Source organism: Microbacterium sp. IEGM 1404 (assembly GCF_030056775.1).
Lineage (GTDB): Bacteria > Actinomycetota > Actinomycetes > Actinomycetales > Microbacteriaceae > Microbacterium.
This window is the reverse complement of the sequence record NZ_JASHKP010000004.1, coordinates 168,597-183,710: the sequence shown is the minus strand read 5'-3', so window position 1 is coordinate 183,710 and position 15,114 is coordinate 168,597. Positions and strand designations below refer to the sequence as shown.

Sequence of the window (15,114 nt, the reverse complement as noted above, 5' to 3'; positions counted from 1 at the left end):
GGAGTACCGATGATGCATTCCCGGAGCCGGACCGCACTGCGGACGCTGACCGCCGCGCTCGCGGCAGGCGTGCTGGTGGGGTCGCTCACCGCCTGTGGCAGCAGCAGCACCACCACCGCCCCCGCTGACATCCCGGCGGAGGGCACCGACGACGGCACCAGCCTGACGCTGTGGACGCGCGCGCCGCTGGAGAAGCAGGCGAAGGAACTGGTGGAGGCCTACAACTCCAGCCACAAGAACCAGGTCGAGCTGACCGTCGTTCCCAACGACGACTACGTCGCCAAGGTCGGCGCCGCCGCCGGCTCCGGCGGACTGCCCGACCTCTTCGCCGCCGACATCGTCTACGTGCCGAACTGGGTGCAGCAGGGCCTCTTCCAGGACGTCACCTCGCAGATCGACGGCCTCTCCTACAAGGACACCCTCAACAAGGGCCACCTGGATGCCGGCACCCTCGACGGCAAGCAGTACGTCCTGCCGTTCGTGCTCGACCTGTCGGTCATGATGTGGAACAAGGACCTCGTGAAGGAGGCCGGACTCGACCCCGAGAAGGCCCCCGCGACCCTCGCCGACTTCGCCAAGACCGCCAAGGCCGTGCAGGCGCTGAACAAGCCCGGCGTCTCCGGCACCTCGACGGGCCTGAACTGCGGGGGCTGCCTCCTGTTCACCTGGTTCCCCTCGATCTGGGCCTCGGGCGAGGACGTGCTCAACGCCGACGGCACCGAGTCGCTGCTGAACAACAGCGCGGCCAAGGACGTCTACTCCACGTGGAAGGACCTCCAGGCGTCGGGCGCCGTCGCCCCCGGCTCGACCGACGAGACCGGCGCCACCTGGGTCGCCGGCTTCCAGGAGGGCAACGTCGGCATCATGCCCTTCCCCGCCACCCTGCTGCCGGGCCTGACCTTCGACGCCGGCGTCGCGGGCATCCCGGGCGTCGACGGCGGCGAGTCCACCTTCGTCGGTGGTGACGGCATCGGCATCTCGAAGGACTCGAAGCAGTCGGCCCAGGCCTGGAACTTCCTGTCGTGGCTGACCTCCGAGGACGCGCAGGTGGGCGTTCTCGCCAAGGGCGGCAGCACCGTGGCGCGCTCCGACCTCGCCGACAACGAGTACTCCGCGAAGGACCCCCGCCAGGTCGCGATCAACGAGGTCGCCGGCAAGGGCAAGACGCCCGTCGCGCTGAACTTCCAGCAGGCGTTCAACGCCCCCGGCAGCCCGTGGCTGACGCTCGTGCGCAACGCGGTCCTCGGCGACGGCGACACCGTCGACGCGGACAACGACGAGATCACCGCGGTCCTGTCGCAGTAATCCTCGCGGGGGTGCCGGCGGACACGTCGGCACCCCCGCACCCCTCGGAAGGAACACCGTGGCTCTCTCCCTCTCGACCCGGCGCCCCCGCCGGTACGCGCGCTCCGCGCTCGGCGGCCCCGTCCAGGGCTGGCTCTACGCCGCCCCGACGGCACTGTTCGTGGTCGCCCTCTTCGTCATCCCCCTGCTCCTGGTCCTGCAGATGTCCGGGTCCGAGTGGCCCCTCCTGCGCGGGAACATGGGCCCGAACTTCCCCGAGAACTTCGCGGATGCCGTGAACCACCGCCTCTTCTGGGATTCGGTGCGGTTCACGGTGCTGTACACCGTGATCACGACGGTGCTCCTGATCGGCCTGGGCCTGGGGCTCGCGCTCCTCGTCCAGGAGTCCACCGCCTGGAAGGGATTCCTCCGCACCGCGTTCCTCCTGCCGAGCGCGCTGGGCCTGGCCTCGGCATCCCTCCTCTTCTACGTGCTCTACTCCCCCATCGCCGGACCCTTCGCGGGCCTCATGCAGTCGTGGGGGATCACGTTCCTCGGCTCCCCGGAGGGCGCGTTGTGGTCGACGGTGTTCCTCATCGTCTGGCGCTTCGCCGGCTTCTACATGCTGCTGCTGCTCGTGGGTCTCCAGGGCATCCCGGAGGACATCTACGAAGCCGCCCGCATCGACGGCGGGAGCCGCTGGCAGATCTTCCGCGACATCACCGTGCCGCTGCTGCGGCCCACGTTCGCGCTGACGACCGTGATGTGCGTGACCGGCTCGCTCCTGGCGTTCGACCAGTTCTACATCCTCACCAAGGGCGGACCCGACAACAGCACCATGACGGTGGTCCAGCTCATCTACAACATCGCCTTCCAGGGTCAGAACAGCCTCGGCATCGCCGCCGCGCTGTCGGTGATCATCCTGGTCGCGCTCGTCGTCATCAACGTCGTGCAGCTGCGCGCGTTCCGCCGCACCGAGGAGGCCTGACATGGCCCTGACCGACACTCCCGCCCGCCCCGCGACCCTGAGCACGCGAGCGATCGTCGCACCGGGATCCACGGGCCGTCGCCGTCGCTCCCAGGGACCCGTGCTCTGGGGACTCCCCTCGAAGATCTTCACCGGCGCGCTGGCGATCATCTTCCTGTACCCGCTGGTGTGGACGGGCGTGGCATCCGTCAGCCCGCAGGCGGGGACCAGCCAGGTCGACGGGTGGGGGTTCGCCAACTACACCAAGCTGGCAAGTTTCCAGTCGGGGATCTGGGTGTACCTGGGCAACTCGCTGTTCGTGTCGCTGTTGACCGTCGCCCTGACGCTCATCGTGTCGTTCTTCGGCGGCTACGCGTTCGCGCGCTTCTCGTTCCCGGGCAAGAACATGCTGTTCCTGCTGGTGCTGGCGATCCTGATGGTCCCCTACGCCACGCTGCTCATCCCGCTCTACGTGATCCTGAACGCGGTGGGGCTCCAGAACTCGCTCGTGGGCGTCGCGTTGGTCCTGACGATGTTCCAGCTGCCGTTCTCGATGTTCATGATGCGCATCTCGTTCGAGTCCGTCCCGCGCGAACTCGATGAAGCGGCCCTCGTCGACGGCTGCACGAGCTTCTCGGCCCTGCGCCGCGTGCTGCTCCCCGCGGTCAAGCCCGGGCTCATCACCGTGGGTCTGTTCGCCTTCCTCACCGCGTGGAACGACTTCATCGCCCCCCTGATCCTCATCAACGACCAGTCCAAGATCACGCTGCCCCTGGCCGTCGCGAACCTCCGCGGCCAGACCATGGGCGTCATCGACTACGGCGTCACCGAAGCCGGAGTCGTCGTCCTGGCGCTGCCGTGCATCGTCCTGTTCCTGATCCTCCAACGTCACTACGTGCGCGGCTTCATGTCCGGCGCCTTCAAGGGATGACCATGTCCACCACCCTCCCCTCCCGTCCGCTCGACGTCGCCTCCCCCGGAATCGTGATCGCCCCCGTCGTCCCGCCGCGCTCGGCACTGCGCCCGCTCGGCCTCGGCGAGGTCCGGATCACGGGCGGGTTCTGGGGCGACCGGCAGCGCGTGAACGCCGCCCACACGCTCAGCCACATCCTCGGACGCCTGGAATCCGAGGGCTGGCTGCCCAACTTCGACCTCGCGGCCGCGGGCCGGCTCCCCGCCGGCCGCCACGGCCGGGAGTTCTCCGACTCCGAGGTCTACAAGTTCCTCGAAGCCGCCGCATGGGAGATCGGCCGCAGCGACGACGCCGACCTCGAGCGCACCTTCCGAGACGTGGTCGCCCGCGTCGCCGCCGCTCAGGAGCCCGACGGCTACCTGAACACCGAGTTCGGCCGCCCCGGGCAGCAGCCCCGCTGGTCCGACCTCGAATGGGGCCACGAGCTGTACTGCCTCGGGCACCTCTTCCAGGCGGCCGTGGCGCGCGAGCGGACGCGGCCGGGGGCCGACGACGGGCTGCTGACCATCGCCCGCCGCGCCGCCGACCTCGTGTGCGACGTGTTCGGACCCGACGGCATCCCGGCCTTCTGCGGTCACCCCGAGATCGAGACGGCCCTGGCCGAGCTCGCTCGCGTGACCGGGGAGCCGCGCTACGGGCACCAGGCGGCGCTCTTCGTCTCGCGCCGCGGCCACGAGACGCTCCGCGACATCGAGTGGGGCCGCACCTACTTCCAGGACGACGTCCCGGTGCGCGACGCTGAGGCTCTCAGCGGCCACGCGGTCCGCGCCAACTACCTCGCCGCGGGTGCCGTGGACGTGGCGGTCGACACCGCCGACGAGGCGCTGCTCACCTCCCTCCGCCGCCAGTGGGACCGCACGCGCGGTCGCCGGACGTACATCACGGGCGGTCAGGGCTCGCACCACCAGGACGAAGCGTTCGGGGTCGACTGGGAACTGCCTCCGGACCGCGCCTACTCCGAGACCTGCGCCGGCATCGCCTCGGTGATGTTCTCCTGGCGGCTGCTGCTCAACGACGGCGACGCGTCGTACGCCGACCTCATCGAGCGCACCCTGTACAACGTGGTGGCGACCTCGCCCTCGGCGGACGGGCGCAGCTTCTTCTACGCCAACACCCTGCACCAGCGGGTCCCCGGCGTGGTCGCCGACCCGGACGGCACCTCCCCGCGCGCGTCGTCGTCGCTGCGGGCGCCGTGGTTCGAGGTGTCCTGCTGCCCGCCGAACGTCGCACGCACCCTCGCGAGCCTCGACGCCTACATCGCCACGGCGGATGCCGATGGCATCCAGCTCCACCAGTACGCCCCGGCGCAGATCCGGACCGTGCTCGACGACGGCCGCCCCGTGTCGCTCGACGTCGAGACCGTGTACCCCGCGGACGGCACCATCCGCGTCACGGTGAACGACGACGCCGCGGGCGAGTGGACGTTGTCGCTGCGCGTGCCGCAGTGGGCGGAGGGCGCGCACATGGCCATCCGCTCGGGCGGGGAACTGGTCGACACGCACGCGGTGGCGCCGGGGGTCGCCCGGGTGCGTCGCGAATTCCGCGCCGGCGACGTCGTCGAGCTCGAGCTGCCCATGGCGCCGCGCGTGGTCACGCCCGACCCCCGCATCGACGCAGTGCGCGGCTGCGTCGCCGTCGAACGCGGACCCGAGGTGCTGGCGCTGGAATCGACCGACGTGTCGGGCGTCGACGACGTGGGCGATGTGTGCCTCGTCGGCGACCCCGCGCCGTTCGAACGCGACGGACGGGTGTGGGTCCGCGTCGGTCACCGCGTCGTCCCGAGCGACCGGTGGCCGTATCGGGAGTCGACGGCACCCGAGGTCGCCGACGCGGATGCCGTTCCCCTCGTGGCGTACCACGACTGGGGCAATCGCGGACCCTCGACGATGCGGGTGTGGATCCCCACCTCCTGAAGCCGACTCGGCGCCTCACCTCACGGTGGGGCGCCGATGTCGTTCGTTCAGCGCAGGGGGAGCAGGCGCGTCGGCGAGGGGGACGCCGTGCGGTGGCGCACCCGGCCCGGGACGCCCGTGCGAGCGTCGAGCGGGAGCGACACGATCTCGTCGGCGAGCTGACCGGCCACGAGCAGCGTGTCGTTCACGACGACGTGATGCCGCGGCCAATGCGTGCCGGCCTCGGCGAGCGCGGTGAGCTGCAGCGCCTCGCCCGCGCCGCGCACGGCGAGCACGCCGATCGTGTCGCTGCCGCGCACTCCGGCGTAGAGCGTGGTGCCGTCGCGGCTGGTGCAGAGCTCGGCGGCGGTGTCGCCGTCGAGCGTGCCGAGCAGCGGCTCGCCCGACAGGACGCGCCAGCGCCCCTCGGCATCCGGGGTCAGGACGAACACCTCGCGGCTGAGCTCGGTCACGACGTACAGGTGACCGGAGGGATGCCAGACCCCGTGGCGCGGCCCGCTGCCCTTCGGCAGCACCACCTCCTGGACGAGACGCAGACCGGCCCCGCTCGAACGCCAGAACCGCACGAGGTCGAGACCCATGTCGGTGGTGGCCAGGAGTCCGCGCGGAAGGACGATCGTCTCGTGCGCGCGGGAGACGCGCGCACCCGCGGCCGCCTCCTCCGACTCGGCGTCCGTCTCGGGCACGGCGTCGTACTCGGGAACGAGGTGCCCGAACTCCGCGCCCGCCGCCTCGCGCAGGGCGCGCGCCGCGGCAGCGAGGTCGGGCACGGCGGCGCCCGAGACGGCCGCCCCGGTCTCGACGACGAACGGGTCGACGGTGGAGCCGTACGGGTCGTTTGCCGCGGCGGCGATCACGGGGGATGAGGCGCGGCCCGTGGCATCCAGGGCGATGCGGACGACGCGACCGTCGCCCCAGCAACTCGCCACGAGGAACGATCCGTCGGGGGCTACCGCGACGTGACAGACGGCAGCCCCGGCGTGCACCGGGGCCCCCAGCGGTGCCAGACTCGTTTCGCCGGTGCGGCGGTACGCCTGCACCGTGCCCTCGGCCTCGAGCGCCGCGTACAGGACGTCCAGCTGCGGGTGCGGCGCGACCCACGACGGCGAACCCGGCGCGGCGACGGCGGTGCCGACCATACCGAGAGGGCCGGAGGCCCAGACCGAGTCGACGTCACCGGCCTGCAGGATGCCGATGCCCTCGGCAGACCCCGCGTCGGGGGCGTACGCGCCGACCCAGAACCGCACGTCAGTCGATCAGGTCGTGGCGGACGATGACCTGGTCGCGTGCCGGACCGACGCCGATGACCGAGATGCGCGTCCCGCTCATCGCCTCGAGCGCGAGCACGTAGTCCTGCGCCGTCTGCGGCAGCTCGTCGAACGTGCGCGCGGTCGAGATGTCTTCGCTCCACCCGGGCAGGTACTCGAGGATCGGCTTCGCGTGGTGGAAGTCGGTCTGGTTCACCGGCAGGTCGTCGTACCGCTCCCCGTCGACGTCGTAGGCGACGCACACGGGGATCTGCTCGAGACCGCCGAGGATGTCGAGCTTGGTGAGGACGAGGTCGGTGATGCCGTTGATGCGCGTGGCGTACCGCGTGATCGGGGCGTCGTACCAGCCGACGCGACGGGGACGGCCCGTCGTGGTGCCGAACTCGAAGCCGCGCGAGCGCAGCCAGTCGCCGCTCTCGTCGAACAGCTCGGTCGGGAAAGGACCGGATCCGACGCGGGTCGTGTACGCCTTGACGATGCCGACGATGCGGTCCAGCCGGTTCGGGCCGACGCCCGAGCCGGTCGAGGCGCCACCGGCCGTCGCGGACGACGAGGTGACGAACGGGTAGGTGCCGTGGTCGACGTCGAGCATGGTGGCCTGGCCGCCCTCGAAGACGACGACGTCACCGGCATCCAGGGCATCGTTCAGCAGCAGCGAGGTGTCGCTGACCATCGGGCGCACGCGCTCGGCGTACGAGAGGAGGTCTTCGACGACCTCGTCGGCGGTGATCGCACGGCGGTTGAAAATCTTCACCAGCAGGTGGTTCTTCTGGTCGAGGGCTCCCTCGACCTTCTGCCGCAGGATGTTCTCGTCGAACAGATCCTGCACGCGGATGCCGACGCGGTTGATCTTGTCGGCGTACGCGGGGCCGATGCCTCGACCGGTCGTGCCGATCATGCGCTTGCCGAGGAAGCGCTCGGTGACCTTGTCGAGCGTGCGGTGGTACTGCGTGATGATGTGCGCGTTGGCGCTGATGCGCAGACGGCTCGTGTCGAGACCGCGGGCGTTGAGCGCCTCGAGCTCGTAGAAGAGCACCTCGAGGTCGATGACCACGCCGTTGCCGATGACGGGGGTCACCCCGGGAGACAGGATGCCGCTGGGCAGCAGGTGCAGGGCGTACTTCTCGTCTCCGATGACGACGGTGTGCCCGGCGTTGTTGCCGCCGTTGAACTTCACCACCCAGTCGGTGCGCTCACCGAGCAAGTCGGTGGCCTTGCCCTTGCCTTCGTCGCCCCACTGGACGCCGACGATCACGATTCCGGGCATGTGCGCTCCTCGCGTGTTATCCGGCGGTACACCCCATCCTATCGAGCGGTCCCGACACACCCTTCCGGGGTTGTCCACAAGCCCACGCGGCGGCGCCGCGGCGTCATTACCCTGGGCGCATGCTCCGCTCCCCCACCTGGGCCACCGTCTGGACGGCTCTCCGCCTCGCGATGGCGGCGCTCATCGCCGCCGCGATCATCGCCCAGTTCGTCTCCACCGTCGCCGGCGCCGTCGACGGCGGCCGCGACGTGCTCACCACCGTGACGAACTTCTTCAGCTTCTTCACGATTCTCTCCAACACCGCCAGCGTCGTCGTCCTGACCTGGGCGGGCGTCCGGTTCCTCTCGCGGGGCCGACGCCTCGAGCCGGATCCGCTCGCCCTCGCGGCCGCCCTCGCTTGGGTCTCGACCTACATGGTCATCACCGGCGTCGTCTACAACCTGCTCCTGCGCGGTCTCCCGCTCCAGCCCGAAACGGTGGGCTGGTCGAACGAGATCATGCACGTGTGGGGTCCGCTGTTCCTCCTGCTCGACCTGTTCTTCGGGCCGTGCCGCCGGCGTCTCCCCTGGAAAGCGGCCCTCGGCGCGGCGATCTTCCCGATCGTGTGGATCGTCTACACGCTGCTGCGTGCGAACTTCATCACCAATCCGAGCACCGGTGCGGCCTACTGGTACCCCTACCCCTTCCTGAATCCGTACGAGAGCAGCTGGGGCAGCGTCGTCGGCTACATCATCGGCATCGCCGTGACGATCGTGGTCGTCGCGATCGGGGCCGTCGCGATCGGGCGGGTACGGGGGTCGGCGGTCGCCACCGCCGACGTTTCGGGCCGCGGCATCCGTCCCGAATAGAATCGAGGGCATGTCCAAGGTCCTGCAGTCCCTTCCCGTCGGCGAGCGCGTCGGCATCGCCTTCTCGGGTGGTCTCGACACCTCGGTGGCCGTCGCGTGGATGCGCGACAAGGGCGCCGTGCCCTGCACGTACACCGGCGACCTCGGTCAGTACGACGAAGACGACATCGCCTCCATCCCGGGCCGTGCCACGCAGTACGGTGCCGAGATCTCGCGCCTCGTCGACTGCAAGACCGCGCTCGTCGAGGAGGGCTTCGTCGCCCTCGCGTGCGGCGCGTTCCACATCCGCTCGGGCGGACGCACGTACTTCAACACCACGCCGCTCGGCCGCGCCGTCACCGGCACGCTCCTCGTCCGCGCGATGAAGGAGGACGGCGTCGACATCTGGGGCGACGGCTCCACCTACAAGGGCAACGACATCGAGCGGTTCTACCGCTACGGCCTGCTCGCCAACCCGGCGCTCCGCATCTACAAGCCGTGGCTCGACGCCGACTTCGTCACCGAGCTCGGCGGCCGCAAAGAGATGAGCGAGTGGCTCGTCGCCCACGACTTCCCCTACCGCGACTCCGCCGAGAAGGCGTACTCGACGGATGCCAACATCTGGGGCGCGACGCACGAGGCCAAGACCCTCGAGCACCTCGACGTGTCGCTCGAGATCGTCGAGCCGATCATGGGCGTCCGGTTCTGGGATCCCGCGGTCGAGATCGAGACCGAAGACGTCACCGTCCAGTTCGAGGCCGGTCGCCCCGTCGCGATCAACGGCACGCGCTTCGCCGACCCCGTCGAGCTCGTGCGCGAGGCGAACACCATCGGCGGCCGCCACGGTCTCGGCATGAGCGACCAGATCGAGAACCGCATCATCGAGGCCAAGTCGCGCGGCATCTACGAGGCCCCTGGCATGGCGCTGCTCTTCCTCACCTACGAGCGCCTCGTCAACAGCATCCTGAACGAGGACACCCTCGCGACCTACCACGAGCAGGGCCGCCGCCTCGGTCGCCTCATGTACGAGGGCCGCTGGCTCGAGCCGCAGTCGCTCATGCTGCGCGAGTCGATCCAGAAGTGGGTCGGCTCGACCATCACCGGTTCGGTCACCGTGCGCCTGCGCCGCGGAGAGGACTACACGATCCTCGACACCGTGGCATCCGGCATGTCGTACTCGCCCGAGAAGCTGTCGATGGAGCGCGTCGGCGACGCCGCGTTCGGTCCCGTCGACCGCATCGGCCAGCTCACGATGCGCAACCTCGACATCGCCGACTCGCGCGCGCGCCTCGAGCAGTACGCGGCGCAGGGCCTCATCGGCGGTCCGACCGGCGAGCTCGTCGGCGACGTCGCCGCAGGTGGCGCCCGCGAGATCATCGAGCCCGCGACGCCCCGCGACGCCGCCGACGAGCGCCTGGCCGACGCGACCGACGCGGCCGGCGAGTCCGCCGCGTTCGACTCCGGCACCGACTGACCATCGGTCCCGCCGCGGTCTGTGCACACCGTCGGCGGGCTCTCGGCAATGTCGCGACCTCATAGAAGCGAGCAACACAGACGGTCGCAATACTGGGCGGTTGTGTACGCGAGCCTCTGTCCACCAGTACTATCACCCCATGGGGGAACGGATAGTACTGGACGATCAGTTCTTGATCGATGCGGGCTACGAGCATCTGAACGCGGAACAGGCCAAGTTGGCGTTAGAAGCTATCTACGACGCACTTGAGTTGCGAGTCGGACGCGAACTGACCAAAGACCTCTCGGACGCACAACTTCGCAAGTTCGAAGAGCTAGTGGACTCGAACGATGAGGCGGCGACACTGCAGTGGATGGAAACAAATCGCAAGAACTATCGCGATGTGGTCAGAGCTGAAATGGAGACCGTGCTGCGAAGAGTTCGCGCCGCGCGCGCCATCCGTGCCGACGAAATAGCCATGTTGGCACCGGAGGGTACACAAACAGATGTCTAGTCACGCCGCCGAGCGAGTCATCTGCGCCCCTGAACTCATCCCCACGGACGTTTCGGACAACGTCGAAGCGATCATCGATCTCATTACAACCGTGTCTGCAACTTTGCAGCAACCGAGAGATATCAATCCCAAGGTCGAGAGATTCCGAAGAAGCTCCGCACTCGAAGGTGACGAACTCATCTCAATCGTGGGTTCTCGAGGCTCGGGGAAAACAACCCTTCTGGCGGCGGCGTGCGCTCGGCTACTCGCCGAGGACAGGGCCCTCGTTCTTCCCATCATCCGGCCCGAGCACTTCCGCGCAACCGACTCCCTGACTACCGTGATTGTGGCGGGACTCTCCGACTTGTTCTCTGGCCCGACTGGCGGTCAAGTGGGGGACGAGCCGAACAAGCGCTCGGACGTGCAACTCGCGCTACATAGAACACTCCGGGCCGCCGCTCTAGCCACTGTTGCTCTGGGCGACAGCCTCGCAAGCCGGTCCGAATCGCTGTCTCAGTATGCACTGGATGTTATGGGAGTTATTCAGTCCCGCGACGAGCTGATCCCATCCTTACGCGAACTCGTTAAGACAATTCGAAGTGACATGGGGGGCGCTAACTTCGCTCCTATCGTCCTCCCGATCGACGATATAGACCTCATCCCGGGGCGTGCGGCCGAGGTGCTATCTGAGCTCCGCCAGTTGTCATCCGTTGGTGGGCTAATCCCAATCATCACTTTCAACCGCGCCGACCTTCAACGTAACGTTGAGGCGGACCTCTCCCGGGCGTCGGGCGGCTCGGCGAACCGGTCAGCTATCTCGAATCTGGCACAGCAGCAGATAGAGAAGACCGTGCGACCTGCGTTGACCGTCGAGCCGACAGTCATCGCGTCGCACCTACGTACGCATTTCAAGCCGGTAGGCGAAGCGAAGTCCCTCAATGATCTTCTGGCTGAGGTAACGCATCGACTGGACGCTGGCGGGAGCTCGTCTCGGGGCTTGATGGACTGGATCAATTCAGCCGCGGAAACTCGCTCTAGATCGAACATCCATGGTGCTGCGTGGCTCCCGGAGACGCCTCGCAGGCTGGAGACCTTGTGGTCTGTGTTGCGCCAACTCGCCAATGCATTGAACGATCAGAGTCCGACCGCTGGAACCTGGCTGAAGCGACTCACCGAAACTATCGGCGGACCTTCCCCCCAGTACGACTTAGTGAACCTGGACGTGTCTGAGACCCGGTATGAGTCAGACAGGGTTCGGTTCGAGGCAACAGCCCGCTGGCCAAGGGTTGAGCTGTACACGGATCCGAACGTCCGGCGGAGACCGAGGATTACGGCCCCAGCAGTCCGGATAGACTTTCGGATGTTTTTGGAACCCCTGCTCGAGTACGGCGATCAGGAAGACAACGAGCCAGCAATGCGGCGGCGAATCGATCCCATGCCGACATCAGCACTGCTCATGCTGGATAGCATATTTCAACTTGAGGCATTCGAAGGCTCGCGCCCCACGGCGCCCGGTTCATTGCAACCGTTCGACTACTGGGGGTTGCAGGCAGTACGGCTATTGGGAGAGCCGACCGATGATCGCTTCTTCGCCATGCCAATCACGCGCGGCGCCGTCCACTTCGAACGCTCGAGGACAGCTTGGAATGCTATCGCCCGAGGCTTGAGCTTGCCTGGCGGTACACAGCCGCCCAGTATTGTCGCCGCATACATACACGCGGTGTCCAACGTCTGGCTTGACGGCGATTTGGCTAGCACACGGGCAGGTGATCTCCACGACGAGTTCGCCGCAGTCACCGAGCGATACATTGCGATCAGTGACAGCCTCACTAGCGCAGGAGATTTCTACCGGAATTACTCACCTGATCGCGCATTCTGTCGATGGTACGAAGAGTGTCTGCCGTTTGCGCTCCACGAACTCCTCCTGCCGGAAGAGTCGACCGAAGACTTGGTCGGCCGGTGGTTCGCTGCGGCGACGCGCAACTCTCAGGGCGAGATGTCCGATGCAGCGCAGAGCGAGTTGCGCGAATCTTTCAGGGGCCGTATTGATCGGGGCGTCTCAGACTCAAATCGCGCCACTGCAGCAGGAAGCTGGTTCTTCGGATATACACCTGTACTCCAACTTATAGACGCTGAGCTTTCGGATGCAGTTTCACACCACCGGGAGCGATACCAGACTCTGAAACGAAAGGCAAAACTTGGGCGCTCCCTAGCGAGTGGTGTCGTGACCCACGCGGAGCCCGGGCTCAGCCGCTGGTCTTCTGCCGCTCCAAACGCCGCTGGCGACTTCGAGTTTGAGCTACTGCTCAGTACCGTCGATCGCCTAAGAGAAACGTGATCTGTTGACGGCCGATGCAGCGGCATTTCTGAGCGCCTACTCATTCAGCAGGTTCACGACTCTTGGCGCGCCGCTTCCAGAATTGGTAGCGCACCGCTTGTTCTGGAACGGCAAGGAACTGGACCCGGAGAGAGCGGCGCGGGAACTTTCCCGCGAACTCAAGCGTCTCGGGGGATACATGGCGCATGACCCCGAACTCGGTAGCGCCGTCCATGCCGTCCTCAGAAGTGCCAACTTCAGCTTAATTGAAGTGCTTCGGGTGGCGGTTCACTCCGATCCGACGACGACGGGGCACGTGTTTCCTACCATTCTGTCTGCAAACCCACCTGCGAAGCGTGAAACAACAACGACCGAAGAATTTGCGGACTCCCATATGCACTCAGGTGCAACACTTTCTCTAGAGGCTCTTATCGAGCTCGGGATCGCCGCACGCGGAGAATTTCCAAGGAAACTCCGCGCGGTGAGCGCCTACGACACCGTCGGGAGGAAGTACTCTCTTGGCGTCATATTTGTGGCCACCATCCGCGCGATTCAACACCGACTGTCGGTAGTCAACGCTTCCCCTTCACCGGTCGCAGAAAGCGTCGCCACCGCCATCGGAGAAGGAAATTACTGGCCCCAGGTTCGCTCGATGGCCGAATCCTTCGAGGCGCCTCTGGAAGTTCCAGGAAGAGCACTCGCGTGGGATGAGCTTGCAAGCCTCGGGCCGGTTCCCGAACTGATCGACCTGGATGCTAAGAAGGAGGTTGCCAAGGTCCTTGCTGACCTCTTTTCCCACAAAGCGAACTCAAGCCTCGAAATTGGTTTGATACACGCAATATTTCTCATACACGGGTTCTTGCGCTCAGATCACGGTGAAGGTTTGAGCGCGTTCGTATCTCGGTTCTCCCGTGTCAGTGAGTTTCGAAAGCTGGCGTCTGGCGAACAGCGGGCACGGACCCTTTCCCGATCTGTCCGTGACGTATTCACCGACAACGTTGTTGCGGCTGAGTTTCGAAAGACTATCGACCCAACAGATGGCCACTCGTTTGAGACGGAGATCCTGCAGGACCTAAAGGAACATATCCTCGCCTTCGACAACAGCGGCGTCTTCGAGGTTCAGTCACGTGGCGCCTCAATGCCCGTCACTTTCAGGCGAAAACCGGCGACAACGCTGCGGGACGACGGTCTACTGCAGCTGATTCATCCTTTGGATCGGCATCAGGGTTTTGCCGAGGCTCTTGCGGGATTGCTGGAGAGATGGCCAGGGCTACTCCCCTTGATCTCTGGGGTGGATGTGGTCGGAAATGAGCTCCACCAGCCAAACTGGGCGTTCATCCCGGCACTACAGATGCTGTCAGACCGCCTTCCCTCACCATTCCGGATAAACTGTCACGCTGGCGAGCACTTTGCATGGCCACTGCAGGGAATACGCAGTGTCGGCGAGCTAGTCCGCCCGAACCGCGTGGTCGATCACATCGGGCATGCATTGTCGTTAGATCCTTTATGCGCGGACCTCATTACCGGTCCATCGCAGCCTCGCTATGATGCGCGAAGCGTGATGGATGATCTGTGTTGGCTGAGTTCTGTCGGACTTGCTTCGTCAGAGGTCCTGGACTTCTCTGAGCGGCTCATCGGCTGGCTTGGGATGAAGGAGCGGGGGGTCACGTTCGAAGACTTCGCGGGCGCATGGCGCGATCGGCGGCGCTTCTCTACGATCGCAGAGTCATTTCGGGCCACCCTAGACGCGTTTCCGGCGGCAACAATGCCCGCAGACCTAGCCCTCAATATGTCGGGACGACGCTTAGCGCTCGCGCTGATGCTCTATCGCGGCCCAGCGGCCGGCTTCGAGGTACTTGACGGCTTCCTTCCGGACGACCTCGCAAGCGCATACTCACGTATCAATGACAGTGTTTGCGAGGGGGTTGGCAACGAGGTTCTCCGATGGATAATCGAAGATGGCGTCGTCATTGAGGCATGCCCGACATCCAACCTCACTCTTGCCGGAATTCCCCGTCCACGCCACCACCCCTTGATGCGTTGGATCAGCGCCGGCGCAGTTGTGACTGTGAGCTCTGACGATCCAATTCACTTCTCGACTCGAGTTTCTGAGGAAGTTGAGATTGTTCGTCGGACGCTTGATGCGACCGATTTTGCGGCGTTGCTCCGAAATTCAGTGCTCCACTGCGCCCCTGCGGGAGTCCGCTGGGACAGCCGACAGATCCGACAGTTTTCGGAAGCTGCTCGCATTGATGCTTGGGGCCTGATCAGCTCATGACTGTCAGATGTATGCACGCCACCCGTCGTCCAGGATGCAAGTTCGCTCGCTAACTTGCACATCGATGTAAACTT

Annotated in this window: 11 protein-coding genes; 9 read left to right on the top strand and 2 right to left on the bottom strand. The window is 66.2% G+C overall.

The window, feature by feature from the left end:
• Window positions 1-9: 9 nt before the first annotated feature.
• Genes QM517_RS15285 through QM517_RS15270 form a run of 4 tightly spaced genes read left to right on the top strand, consistent with a single transcriptional unit; the run spans window position 10 to window position 5,137 of the window.
• Window positions 10-1,305, top strand: a complete 1,296-nt coding sequence (locus QM517_RS15285; RefSeq protein WP_283288616.1) for an ABC transporter substrate-binding protein — start codon at window positions 10-12, stop codon at window positions 1,303-1,305.
• A 58-nt stretch (window positions 1,306-1,363) separates the two neighbouring features.
• Window positions 1,364-2,272, top strand: a complete 909-nt coding sequence (locus QM517_RS15280) for a carbohydrate ABC transporter permease (protein ID WP_283288614.1) — start codon at window positions 1,364-1,366, stop codon at window positions 2,270-2,272.
• Between the two features lies 1 nt (window position 2,273).
• Window positions 2,274-3,182 carry a carbohydrate ABC transporter permease gene (locus QM517_RS15275; RefSeq protein WP_283288612.1) on the top strand — a complete coding sequence of 303 codons (909 nt, stop codon included), beginning with the start codon at window positions 2,274-2,276 and terminating at the stop codon, window positions 3,180-3,182.
• A 2-nt stretch (window positions 3,183-3,184) separates the two neighbouring features.
• Window positions 3,185-5,137: a glycoside hydrolase family 127 protein gene (locus QM517_RS15270; RefSeq protein ID WP_283288611.1), complete on the top strand. Its 1,953-nt coding sequence runs from the start codon at window positions 3,185-3,187 to the stop codon at window positions 5,135-5,137.
• A gap of 47 nt (window positions 5,138-5,184) precedes the next feature.
• On the opposite strand, the gene QM517_RS15265 is transcribed toward QM517_RS15270, so the two are convergent.
• Together QM517_RS15265 and QM517_RS15260 are read right to left on the bottom strand one after the other, a co-directional pair.
• On the bottom strand, window positions 5,185-6,384 hold the full coding sequence (locus tag QM517_RS15265; protein WP_283288609.1) for a lactonase family protein: 1,200 nt from the start codon (window positions 6,382-6,384) through the stop codon (window positions 5,185-5,187).
• Window position 6,385: 1 nt separating this feature from the next.
• Window positions 6,386-7,672, bottom strand: coding sequence for an adenylosuccinate synthase (locus QM517_RS15260; protein WP_283288607.1), 1,287 nt, complete (start codon window positions 7,670-7,672; stop codon window positions 6,386-6,388).
• 119 nt (window positions 7,673-7,791) lie between these two features.
• Here QM517_RS15260 and QM517_RS15255 point away from each other — a divergent pair, with 119 nt between their 5' ends.
• From QM517_RS15255 to QM517_RS15235, 5 genes are all read left to right on the top strand, one after another.
• Entirely contained in the window at window positions 7,792-8,520 is a 729-nt protein-coding gene (locus tag QM517_RS15255) for a Pr6Pr family membrane protein (RefSeq protein WP_283288605.1), read from the top strand.
• A gap of 10 nt (window positions 8,521-8,530) precedes the next feature.
• Complete coding sequence (gene argG, locus QM517_RS15250; protein WP_283288603.1) at window positions 8,531-9,973, top strand: argininosuccinate synthase; 1,443 nt, start codon at window positions 8,531-8,533, stop codon at window positions 9,971-9,973.
• A 139-nt stretch (window positions 9,974-10,112) separates the two neighbouring features.
• Window positions 10,113-10,466, top strand: coding sequence for a DUF5663 domain-containing protein (locus QM517_RS15245; protein WP_283288600.1), 354 nt, complete (start codon window positions 10,113-10,115; stop codon window positions 10,464-10,466).
• Window positions 10,459-12,783: a hypothetical protein gene (locus QM517_RS15240; RefSeq protein ID WP_283288597.1), complete on the top strand. Its 2,325-nt coding sequence runs from the start codon at window positions 10,459-10,461 to the stop codon at window positions 12,781-12,783. Before QM517_RS15245 ends, QM517_RS15240 begins: the two co-directional genes overlap by 8 nt.
• A gap of 4 nt (window positions 12,784-12,787) precedes the next feature.
• Window positions 12,788-15,040, top strand: a complete 2,253-nt coding sequence (locus tag QM517_RS15235; protein WP_283288595.1) for a hypothetical protein — start codon at window positions 12,788-12,790, stop codon at window positions 15,038-15,040.
• Window positions 15,041-15,114 lie beyond the last annotated feature (74 nt).

Coding starts and splice junctions, on each gene's coding strand:
- QM517_RS15285 (WP_283288616.1), top strand. CDS start 10: ATGATGCATTCCCGGAGCCGGACCGCACTGCGGACGCTGACCGCCGCG.
- QM517_RS15275 (WP_283288612.1), top strand. CDS start 2,274: ATGGCCCTGACCGACACTCCCGCCCGCCCCGCGACCCTGAGCACGCGA.
- QM517_RS15270 (WP_283288611.1), top strand. CDS start 3,185: ATGTCCACCACCCTCCCCTCCCGTCCGCTCGACGTCGCCTCCCCCGGA.
- QM517_RS15260 (WP_283288607.1), bottom strand. CDS start 7,672: ATGCCCGGAATCGTGATCGTCGGCGTCCAGTGGGGCGACGAAGGCAAG.
- QM517_RS15255 (WP_283288605.1), top strand. CDS start 7,792: ATGCTCCGCTCCCCCACCTGGGCCACCGTCTGGACGGCTCTCCGCCTC.
- argG (WP_283288603.1), top strand. CDS start 8,531: ATGTCCAAGGTCCTGCAGTCCCTTCCCGTCGGCGAGCGCGTCGGCATC.
- QM517_RS15245 (WP_283288600.1), top strand. CDS start 10,113: ATGGGGGAACGGATAGTACTGGACGATCAGTTCTTGATCGATGCGGGC.
- QM517_RS15240 (WP_283288597.1), top strand. CDS start 10,459: ATGTCTAGTCACGCCGCCGAGCGAGTCATCTGCGCCCCTGAACTCATC.